9 protein-coding genes are annotated in these 9,360 nt (G+C 47.2%); 2 read left to right on the top strand and 7 right to left on the bottom strand.

Going from position 1 to position 9,360, the window contains the following annotated elements:
- Positions 1-516: 516 nt before the first annotated feature.
- The gene (locus KNP71_RS15485) at positions 517-972 is read right to left on the bottom strand and encodes a JAB domain-containing protein (RefSeq protein WP_035385670.1); all 456 of its coding nucleotides are present in this window, start codon (positions 970-972) and stop codon (positions 517-519) included.
- A gap of 371 nt (positions 973-1,343) precedes the next feature.
- On the opposite strand from KNP71_RS15485, the gene KNP71_RS15480 reads away from it, so the two are divergent.
- The gene (locus tag KNP71_RS15480; protein WP_029595514.1) at positions 1,344-1,685 is read left to right on the top strand and encodes a YolD-like family protein; all 342 of its coding nucleotides are present in this window, start codon (positions 1,344-1,346) and stop codon (positions 1,683-1,685) included.
- A gap of 96 nt (positions 1,686-1,781) precedes the next feature.
- On the opposite strand, the gene KNP71_RS15475 is transcribed toward KNP71_RS15480, so the two are convergent.
- The 3 genes from KNP71_RS15475 to copZ form a co-directional block, all read right to left on the bottom strand.
- Entirely contained in the window at positions 1,782-2,741 is a 960-nt protein-coding gene (locus tag KNP71_RS15475) for an IS30 family transposase (RefSeq protein ID WP_214828788.1), read from the bottom strand.
- Between the two features lie 348 nt (positions 2,742-3,089).
- Positions 3,090-5,228: a heavy metal translocating P-type ATPase gene (locus KNP71_RS15470; protein ID WP_251128207.1), complete on the bottom strand. Its 2,139-nt coding sequence runs from the start codon at positions 5,226-5,228 to the stop codon at positions 3,090-3,092.
- Between the two features lie 137 nt (positions 5,229-5,365).
- A complete protein-coding gene (gene copZ, locus KNP71_RS15465) occupies positions 5,366-5,569 on the bottom strand; it encodes a copper chaperone CopZ (protein ID WP_029336157.1) in 204 nt (67 codons plus the stop codon).
- A 272-nt stretch (positions 5,570-5,841) separates the two neighbouring features.
- Between copZ and KNP71_RS15460 the strand changes: the two genes are divergently transcribed.
- Positions 5,842-6,174, top strand: coding sequence for a four-helix bundle copper-binding protein (locus KNP71_RS15460; protein ID WP_084158420.1), 333 nt, complete (start codon positions 5,842-5,844; stop codon positions 6,172-6,174).
- A 59-nt stretch (positions 6,175-6,233) separates the two neighbouring features.
- Here the strand turns inward: KNP71_RS15460 and KNP71_RS15455 are convergent, their stop codons facing one another.
- The 3 genes from KNP71_RS15455 to KNP71_RS15445 form a co-directional block, all read right to left on the bottom strand.
- Positions 6,234-6,911, bottom strand: coding sequence for a response regulator transcription factor (locus KNP71_RS15455; RefSeq protein ID WP_214831038.1), 678 nt, complete (start codon positions 6,909-6,911; stop codon positions 6,234-6,236).
- Positions 6,889-8,292 (bottom strand): sensor histidine kinase, encoded by a 1,404-nt coding sequence (locus tag KNP71_RS15450; protein WP_214828794.1) that lies wholly within the window; start codon positions 8,290-8,292, stop codon positions 6,889-6,891. The genes KNP71_RS15455 and KNP71_RS15450 overlap by 23 nt, the downstream gene beginning before the upstream one ends.
- Positions 8,293-8,391: 99 nt before the next feature.
- Positions 8,392-9,255: a F510_1955 family glycosylhydrolase gene (locus KNP71_RS15445; protein ID WP_251132831.1), complete on the bottom strand. Its 864-nt coding sequence runs from the start codon at positions 9,253-9,255 to the stop codon at positions 8,392-8,394.
- Positions 9,256-9,360 lie beyond the last annotated feature (105 nt).

Genomic DNA, 9,360 nt, shown 5'->3' with positions numbered 1-9,360 from the left:
GCATGCGTTGTCGAAACACTAAAACCCAGCTGGCAAAGTTCTGTACTTTTCGTTGCATTATTGTGCACATTTGTATTGCAAAATACAGTCGAAGCAATACCTCCGTCATCTCGTCCATCGTCTGTTGATCTAGTTGGTAACTGTCCATCTGAATCTTCCTCTCCTGTTGATAGCCTCATGATACCTCGCATCCAAGCAGACAACATCTCGCCTAATTTCACGTAAGCCCTAGGGCTTGTTTAGAAAACATGCTCATTTTCAATAAACAAACCGTGTTTTCACTTCTGTCATTTCATCAAATAGTCTTCTTACGAGACAGACCAAAACAACGTCCAACCTTCACACACGAACCATCGCGTTTTCGTCATGCGAAAACGACCCTTTTCCGGATCCCGCTCTATGGATCCAGGCGAGAGCAACGCGAGTCGCCCATCCAGTCAAAGAAAAACGTACGTTTTTCTTCCTTGTCCTTACCGGACGGACCGGGACCGGTCCCCCGGCCCCACTCCATTCCGTTCAACCCATGTAACCTCGCTGTTTCATGCTGACGTACGACTCGTCCGCTCCGAGGATGAGATGGTCGAGCACCGGGATGCCGATGAGGTCCCCCGCCTCATGTAACCGTTCGGAGACGAGGATGTCCTCCCGGCTCGGCGTCGGGTCCCCGCTCGGGTGCTGATGACAGACGATGAGGCACGAGGCGTTGTTCAAGATGGCGCATTTGAAGACCTCCCGTGGGTGGACGACACTCGAGTTGACGCTCCCGACGTGTGCCCGGTGGACGCCGATGACCCGGTTCTTTGTGTTGAGCATGATGACGAGGAACACTTCACGGTCGTCGTCCCCGATGAACGAGGAACCGATTTGTCGGGCACTGTCCGGTGATTGGATGATGGCGTGCTCGAGAGCGACCATCTCCTCGCGAATCTCTTGTTTGATACGAATGACCTCGATGATGGATGTAAGTTCCATGATGGTTTGTCCCCTTTCGGATAAGCCGAGCTCAGAACGAACACCGTTGTGCGTCCTGTTGACGGGAACGAAGCGAGCGTCGGGAGACGGTGCAAGGGCGACCGCAGGGAGAGCCTCAAAAAAATGCGTAGAGCAAACGGAGGGACAGGCTTCCGTAGCCAACGAGCGAAAAGCCTCGCTTTGAGCCTAAAGCGAAGGAAGACGGGCCGGAGGGCGCGTCATTTTTTTGACGTCCCTTGCACCGAAGACCAGCGAGCTAGAGTACGGAAACAGGACGCACGGATTACCAATCACGAAAAAGGCTGTTCAAACGGGACAAATCGGGTATAAAATAAGAACAAACGTTCGTTTTATTGAGAGGGGTAATTATTATGACGATGTATCGCGATCGGGGCGAATTGAAATGGATCCCATTCCTCATGCCCGAGCACAAGGCGCTACTGACGAAATACTATAAAGAGATTCAAAAAATTGAGATGCCAGATATCGATGAACAGGTCCTATCGGTCTATGAGAATGTGCTGAACGACGCGATCTTCAGCGGAGATTTGGTAGAGGTAAAATATGTGGAGAAGCGGGAGATGAAACGATTCAGAGGATTCGTGCACCGGACGAACTACATGGAGCGGACCGTCGAGCTGGCCAATCAAAGGGAAGGGATCATCCATGTGCCGTTCGAGGCAATCATTCACGTCGAACAATCGATAGACTAACGCCCTGGCGGTTGCTGACGAAAAATCCTTTGCTGCTTTTATAGATGTATCAGTTAAAAGTTGCAGTACACTGATATCTTTAAATCATTCCGTTTGTCAATTTAAGCTAGACAGATCGACTCCATTCAGGTGACTCAAAAATGCCTCCAACGGTGTGCGGTAATTCAGTGACTTTCTTGGGATGTTATTCCGCTTGTCGGCCACCGACGAAATGAATGTTTGATCCACCTGTTTGAAGTCCATTTCCTTTGCCAAGCCGTCTTTCCGCAGGAGCCCGTTGGAGTTTTCATTCAAGGCGCGCTGAGAAGGCGTGCCGGGATCCGCAAAGTAAATCGAGACGTCGTGCCGGTTGCACAACGGTTTCCAATTGGAGAATTCCTTGCCGCAATCAAACGTGATGGATTTGAACAGATTTCTCGGGACCCCTTGGAACCACTGGTTCAACGCAGTTTCAATATCGCAAGCCTTGCGTCCTGCAGGCTTCAGGGCGATGATGACTTTCGTCAGCCGTTCGACCAGCGTGATCACCGCACTTTTGTGGCGGGCACCCACAATGGTGTCGCCTTCGATATGCCCGAACTCTTTTTTGAACGACGGGTTGTCGGCTTCCCGTTCGGAAATATGGCGTTTGAACGCCTGTTTTCCCCGGCGTTCCTGGTGTCCATTGGGTTTCCGTTTTCCTTTCATCGGCAGCGTGGCGGCGTCAAAGACCTGATTTTTGAACATGCGATAGATGGTGCGCGCGGAACAATCGATGGCCGTTTCTGCCCGGCCGACAATGACATCCGGCGTCCAGCCCTGCGCCACCTTGTCTTGAACATAGGCCACTTGTTTCTTCGGCAGGACAATCTTCCGCCGGCCGCAGCGTTTCTTATTTTTCTTGTATTGCGTGTAGAAGTCGAGCGCTGTATGTCCTGATTTCAGGAAATTGATGACGTTGTAGATTGGCTGCCTGTAACGGTTCATCAACTTAGCAATGATCGCTACAGGTATATTTTGGCGGTGGTAGGATTCTATCATCACCAGTTCATCCGTGGTAAGATGGGTGTAGGTCATTCGTGATCACTCCTATGTTTTTCTTTGGTCGGAAAATACATTGTGAGTGTACCACGAATGGCTTTTTCAATTGTCTAGCTTAATTTTACAATCGGCGATTAATGAATGAATGATCAATTTTTGAAAACTTTTTTGTGTTAATTGAATTTAAGTAGAAAAGAGAAGAAGCTTTTGGGCTTCCTCTCTTCCGATAATATCTCATATGTTAACTATAAAAATATATTTAATTATCCAAAGTCTTCAAACCTCCGTTTGACTTTAACCTAATACAAAACTGTGCCCCCAAGGTTAAAGAAAATTCAACTTTTGGGAGGCAGCACTTTTCGTGTACGACAATTAAACACGGTGTTAAACAGCTCTATTTCTTAGTTTCAATGTCATCGCATTGATAGCCACGATAACCGTGGACACGGACATCAGAACTGCTCCTGCGGCAGGAGCCAACGTAATCCCAATGGAGGCTAGAACACCCGCCGCTATGGGAATGGCAATAAAGTTATAACCGGCTCCCCACACGAGGTTCTGTTTCATTTTACTGGTTGTTTTATTGGCCAATTCGATAAAGGATTCAATATCGCCTGGATCCGACTGAGTCAAAATCACATCAGCGGAATCGATGGCGACTTGAGTTCCGGCACCGACTGCTATCCCAACGTCTGCTATTGCAAGGGATGGTGCATCGTTGACGCCATCGCCGACCATGATAACCGTTTGTCCATTATTTTTCAGTGATTCCACTAAATGATATTTATCTTGCGGTGATTGATTGGCTCTGTATTCAATGCCCAGTTCCTCTGCTACTCCTTGGGCAGCCGTTTCATTGTCACCTGTAGCCATAATCGGTTTTATATTGTAATGCTTCAATGCCTGTATCAGCGTTCTGCTCGTTTCTTTCAATTCATCGCCTAATGCGACCGTACCGATCGGATTCCCGTCCTCAACTAGTATACTTAATGTTGCCCCTTTGGGAACATCCACCGCTACATCTCTTCCAAGTGCCTTTTGGCTGATCAATTCGTATTTGCGGCCATTGGCGTATCCTTCTATACCCGCACCCGACACAACATCAATCGAATCAAAGTGGACAGGCTGAATCCCTTGTTTCTCAGCGTATTGGACGATTGACTGGGCGATTGGGTGGCTGGACCCGCCTTCAATCCCTGCCATTAACGCCGCGATTTCGGCTTCGGTATGTTGACCATCCAGTGTTTCCATGTTCAAAACTTTAAATTCGCCAGTAGTCAATGTACCCGTTTTATCCAGTATCATTACATCAGCCTTAGTTGCCAGCTCCAATGCTTCGCGGTCTTTCACCAACAGCCCGCGGCTTGCACCTAAACTGGTGCTTCGTGCAATAACCAGCGGAATGGCAAGGCCGAGAGCGTGTGGACATGCAATGACTAATGTCGTAACCGTAAAAAGAATAGCGGTTTGAATGTCAGCAATGTACAGCCAAACGACAAAAGCGATGAAAGCCACCGCAATGGCGATATAAAACAGCCAGCCGGCTACTTTTTGAGCAAGATTTTCAGCTCTTGAAGGTTGATCCTGCGCTTGGCTTATCAGGGTTTGAACTTGAGAAATGAACGATTGGTCGCCGGTTTCCTGTACTTCAAGATATAAGATGCCTGCACCGTTCGTGGAACCGCCGATCACTTTGTCTCCGGCTCCTTTTTCAATGGGTTTAGATTCCCCCGTCAGCAAAGCTTCATTGATCCGCGAGGTGCCTCTTTTGATGATGCCATCGGCAGGGACGTTTTCTCCGGCCTGAACCCGTACAAGGTCTCCGACTTCCAGCTCATTTACGGGACGCGTCTCGATCGAATCATCTTCCAATACCACATGTGCATCTTTCGGCACCAATTCGGCGAGCGATTTTTGCGCGTCTCCTGCTTCTCCGATAGCCTTCATTTCGATCCAGTGTCCAAGGAGCATGATCAACAGCAAGGACGCGAATTCAAAGAAGAAATCCATGATGTGATCGCCGGTTACGTAGCGTGCCAGCACGGCGTAAATGCTGTACAAATAGGAAACGGATATCCCTAATGAAATAAGGGCCATCATGCCCGGTGCTTTTTCCTTAAATTCAGCGATTGCACCTTGATAGAAGGGTTTTCCGCCATAAACCAATAAGATAGTTGCTAATACAGCGACCACAATATCCGAGTATGGAAAAGTAAATTGGAAAGGAAGCCGAACGTCCATCATCGGCGACAATAATAGAATGACAATGCCCAAGGGCAGCGACTTCAGGAAAATTTCTTTGAAATTCCCATGATGGTGATGTCCATGGTCACTATGATCGTGGCCACCATGATTGTGATGGGCATGATCATCATGAATTTTGGCAGGATTGCTGTCGTCTTGAATGCCTTCTTTCACTTGGTCTTCATGGTACGAATGCCCAACATGTTTGGAATGATCCATTTTACTGTGATCTACCTGTTCGTCTTGATGGTGGTGATGGTCTTTATCATTTTTAGCCATTCAGTGCGCCTCCTCCAAACTAGTGGTTCTTATCCTATTTAACCCTATTTACATTCTTAACATTCACAAAGTTCTTGCCGAATATACCACGCGAGGGTATATTTCATTTAAAAGTAAAGTGTGCTGTGAAAGCACCCTTATACGACGTCATACCCTTGTTCTTCAATCGCTTTCTGAATTTCGTTTAATGATGTCTTGGCAGTATCATAGTCTACTGCCACTTCGCCTTTTTTAAGATCAACTGTCACAGATGAAATCCCTTCGAGTTCACCGACGCCCGTTTCAACCGAGTTTGCACAGTGGCCGCAGGACATACCTTGTACTTTTAATGTTTCAATCATTATTATTCCTCCTAAAGTAATATTTCCTTAAACTTAACATACCCCGATAGGGTATATCAAGTGTTTAGTATCATTTTACTTTATCGCTGTTTCCATGACTCTAATTTAGAAGTTCACAATGACCCCCCAAAAAAACCGCACCATTGATTTTAATATTTGATTACTTGTCTATAAAATGTGCAGTTTCTATGGAGTTTCGGTATTTCTGTTTAGTTTGGAAAGGAGAGGGAAATCCAGTAAATGAAGCAAAAATAAGAAATGGAGGTTTTAACATGGCTCATGAACAACATCAGGAATTGATTCGGGCATTACATGATTGTGCAGCGGAATGTAACCATTGTTTTGACGCTTGTCTGCAGGAAGACGATGTGAAGATGCTAGCACAGTGCATTCGATTAGACCGGGAATGCGCGGACATGTGTGCATTTTTGGAACATGCCATTACTCACAATTCACCGTTCGTTTCCGAACTGGCAGCCGTTTGCGCAACCATTTGCGAAGCTTGCGCAGAGGAATGTGAGAAGCACGCCGATCATCATGAACATTGCAGACGCTGTGCGGAAGCTTGCCGTAGATGTGCAGAAGCTTGCCGTAACGCCGCATAACCTTACTCAAAAAGGCCCGTCGGAAATATTTTCCGACGGACCTTTTCTTTTATCAAGCATCATTCTGCTTCATGGATCCATTTGTAGCCGATTCCCCAAACCGTGAGAAAATGATCATCGACCGGAAAACCGGACTGGCGGATTTTTTCCCGAACATTTCGCACATGCGAATCGATGGTCCGCCCTTCCGTCTCTGAGTCGAATCCCCAAATTAACTGGATCAGCTGCTCCCTCGTAAACACTTTGTCGGCATTCTTCATCAGGTGGCCCACCATCAGAAATTCTTTTGGCGTCAATTTGATGATATGTTTGCCGTACGTAAGTTCAAACCGGTCTTTGTCCCACACCAAACCGTCCACTTCAATGGTATTTTTCGGAGTTCTCCTGCGAAGCAGCGCCCCCATCCGGGCCAGCAACTCATCTTCATTAAACGGCTTTGTGATGTAATCATCCGCCCCGATATTCAATCCCTTAACAATATCCTCCTGTTGTTCCCGCGCCGTCAGCATAATGATTGGCACATCCGAAAATTTCCGGATTTCGCGGCACAGTTCCCAGCCATCCATTTCCGGCATCATGATATCCAGTAAGACGAGATCGAAAGGTTCCGATTCCAAATAGTCGAGGGCTTCATGAGCTCCCAGTGCTTTTTTACAGAGGTACTGATGCGGCTTCAAATATAAAGCCACTAAATCCAGCATTCGTTGTTCATCATCAACCAACAGCACTTTCTGCAAGCGAATCCCCCCTTTTCAATTCTATCAGGACGGTTGTCCCTTGTCCGTACTCACTTTGAAGCGTCATGAGACCACCGTGCGATTCGACGATTTCTTTCGCAATCGCCAGGCCAAGACCGCTTCCTCCGTACTGTCTGGATCTGGATTTATCGACCCGATACAATTGTTCAAAGACAAAAGGAAGATCTTTTTCCGGTATGCCCTCTCCTTCATCACGGATGCTTATGGTGATGGTACCTTTATCTTGGACTCCCTGTAATACCACTTGTGTTCCTTCAGGAGAATGCTTGCGGGCGTTGTCCAAGACATTCAGCAATACCTGCTGAAAACGTTCGGGATCAATGAAGGCGACAATCTCATGTTCACAATGGACAGCCAATGAAATCTGTTTCTCGTCAAAAGCTGGCCGAACCAAGGCAACGACGGATGCAAAAAGCATCTCCAGTGAAAATTCCTCTTTTTGAATGGCGAACTGGTTATGATCCATCTGAGCCAGCTCAAACAGCTGCCGGATCAATTCCGTCAAATGGGCCGTCTCTTCCCGGATGATGCCAATGTATTCCTTTTTCTCTTCCTCGGATGCATCCGGCCGGCTCGCGATATCGGCATATCCTTTGATATAGGTCAACGGCGTCCGCAACTCGTGCGAAATACTCGCCAAAAATTCATTCCGCTCATTTTTTAAATGTTCCAAGTCACTGGATAGAGCAGTGATGGCGTTCGCCAGCTCTCCCAACTCATCGTTTCGGCCAATATTCAGGCTGACCTCGTGGTGCCCTTCGCTTAACTGTTCCGTCGCTTCTTTCATCCGAATCAACGGCAACGTAATCAATCGGGATAGCAGAAAAATTGTGATGACGGTCAACCCGACAGCAATCAGGCCAACAATCAGGAATTGGTTTCGCAAATGACTGACCATCCCTTTGATATGATTGGTTTCCGCAAACATGAACACGTGGCCTCTATGTTCTCCTTCAATGGTGATTGGGCTGTCCGTCGCAATAAACTCTTTTTTGTCCCATCGCTCTTCCACGACCTTCCCTCCCTGCAGAACCTCATCAAAATCGGTGTGTTCCAACACTTCCCTCATTTCAGGTTCAATCAGATCGGAATGGGTCAATTCGTTGCCATCTGCATCCGTGATGATGACGATGAAATCGGAGGCCGATTCCATCAACGCCACATGGTTCAATGTCGCCGGTTCAAAACTGTCTTCCAATACTTCGCTGTGGGTGTTCCCTCTTGCAAGCAGGTTGGTCATGACTTCATCCACCCGTTCATTGACAAAAGTAACGTACAGGGTTAGAAACAAAACCAATTCAATGATGATAATAAACACAAAAAACAGCAAACCTATTTTCAATGCAAGCCTGTTTAACATGGCATCCCTCTTTAAGTCGATTGGTTAGCAGCAATCAAGACAAAGACTGCTGCCGAAAGCTGTTGGATTCGGTTCGTCTTTCAAACGGCTAGCTGGTTTCTACTTGGTTTTTCCCTCTTCCAGCAGCGTTTTCCAGGTCTGTAATCCGTCTTCCGACAAGTAGGCATTGCCTTCAAATGTGTAGATCGCCAGTTCCATTCCATCCATCGGGTTTTGTGCAATAAAAGCGATGGCATCTTGTGAAAGGTCCGGTGTATCCACCGGCTCGAGTTCTTCATTTTCCATAGTATACTTCACCAGAGCCGCCGCTGTCCCGTAGCTTCCGAAGTACAAATGGTCTTCGGTGAAATGCACCGCTGTGCCTGTTTCACTTCCGTCTGTAATGGCTTTAAAATTTTCTCCGCCATCCCGTGAGAAATAAATCCCTGCAGCCGTAGCTGCAGCGACGAAGTTTGAGTCAGCCGGGTGAAGAGCGAGCGAAGTCACTTCGCCTTCCAGCCCTTCAGCCTTCACAGTTTTCCATGATTCGCCTTCATCACCGCTTTTATATACGCCGGCTTCCAATAGGGAATTCTTGGCCGGATTGATTAGGAAAATGTCGTTACTGTTATATCCCACCGCCATGGCATGAAAATCCGTTTCTCCTTGAAATGCAATCTCTTCAATCGATTTACCGCTGTCGATGCTTCGCTGTATCCCTAGGGGATTGGGTAATTCTGAGTCTGCACTTGGGTGGCCCGACGTAATAAATCCTTCATTTGTTGCATTAAAGCCCATATAATCATGAAAATTATCCGCCGTTTCGAACCAGCCCTCTTCCCGGTAAATTTTCAGCCCGGTATGCGAGGCAAAATACAGTCCGTTCTCATTTCCTGCATAACCCATCCCATGAACATGGTTCAGTTCCCCTTCAAACGGCACTTCAAATGAATCCGTTGTATCATTGCTGCAGCCTGCCAGCAAAAGAAAAGCCGACAGCTAGACTGACCTAGCTATATGAGACACTAATAAAAACACCTTGATTAGGCTGCCGCCACACCATATTTTATCGGTGTGAGGTAGCCTAAT

This window comes from Exiguobacterium sp. s56, assembly GCF_018618255.1.
Lineage (GTDB): Bacteria > Bacillota > Bacilli > Exiguobacteriales > Exiguobacteriaceae > Exiguobacterium > Exiguobacterium chiriqhucha.
The sequence above is the reverse complement of the archived record's forward strand: the minus strand, read 5'-3'. Positions and strand labels throughout refer to the sequence as shown.

What these genes read in the sequence shown, in the direction of transcription:
- KNP71_RS15485 (WP_035385670.1), bottom strand. Translation starts at nt 972, where the DNA reads ATGGAACTTACATCCATCATCGAGGTCATTCGTATCAAACAAGAGATT.
- KNP71_RS15480 (WP_029595514.1), top strand. Translation starts at nt 1,344, where the DNA reads ATGACGATGTATCGCGATCGGGGCGAATTGAAATGGATCCCATTCCTC.
- KNP71_RS15475 (WP_214828788.1), bottom strand. Translation starts at nt 2,741, where the DNA reads ATGACCTACACCCATCTTACCACGGATGAACTGGTGATGATAGAATCC.
- KNP71_RS15470 (WP_251128207.1), bottom strand. Translation starts at nt 5,228, where the DNA reads ATGGCTAAAAATGATAAAGACCATCACCACCATCAAGACGAACAGGTA.
- copZ (WP_029336157.1), bottom strand. Translation starts at nt 5,569, where the DNA reads ATGATTGAAACATTAAAAGTACAAGGTATGTCCTGCGGCCACTGTGCA.
- KNP71_RS15460 (WP_084158420.1), top strand. Translation starts at nt 5,842, where the DNA reads ATGGCTCATGAACAACATCAGGAATTGATTCGGGCATTACATGATTGT.
- KNP71_RS15450 (WP_214828794.1), bottom strand. Translation starts at nt 8,292, where the DNA reads ATGTTAAACAGGCTTGCATTGAAAATAGGTTTGCTGTTTTTTGTGTTT.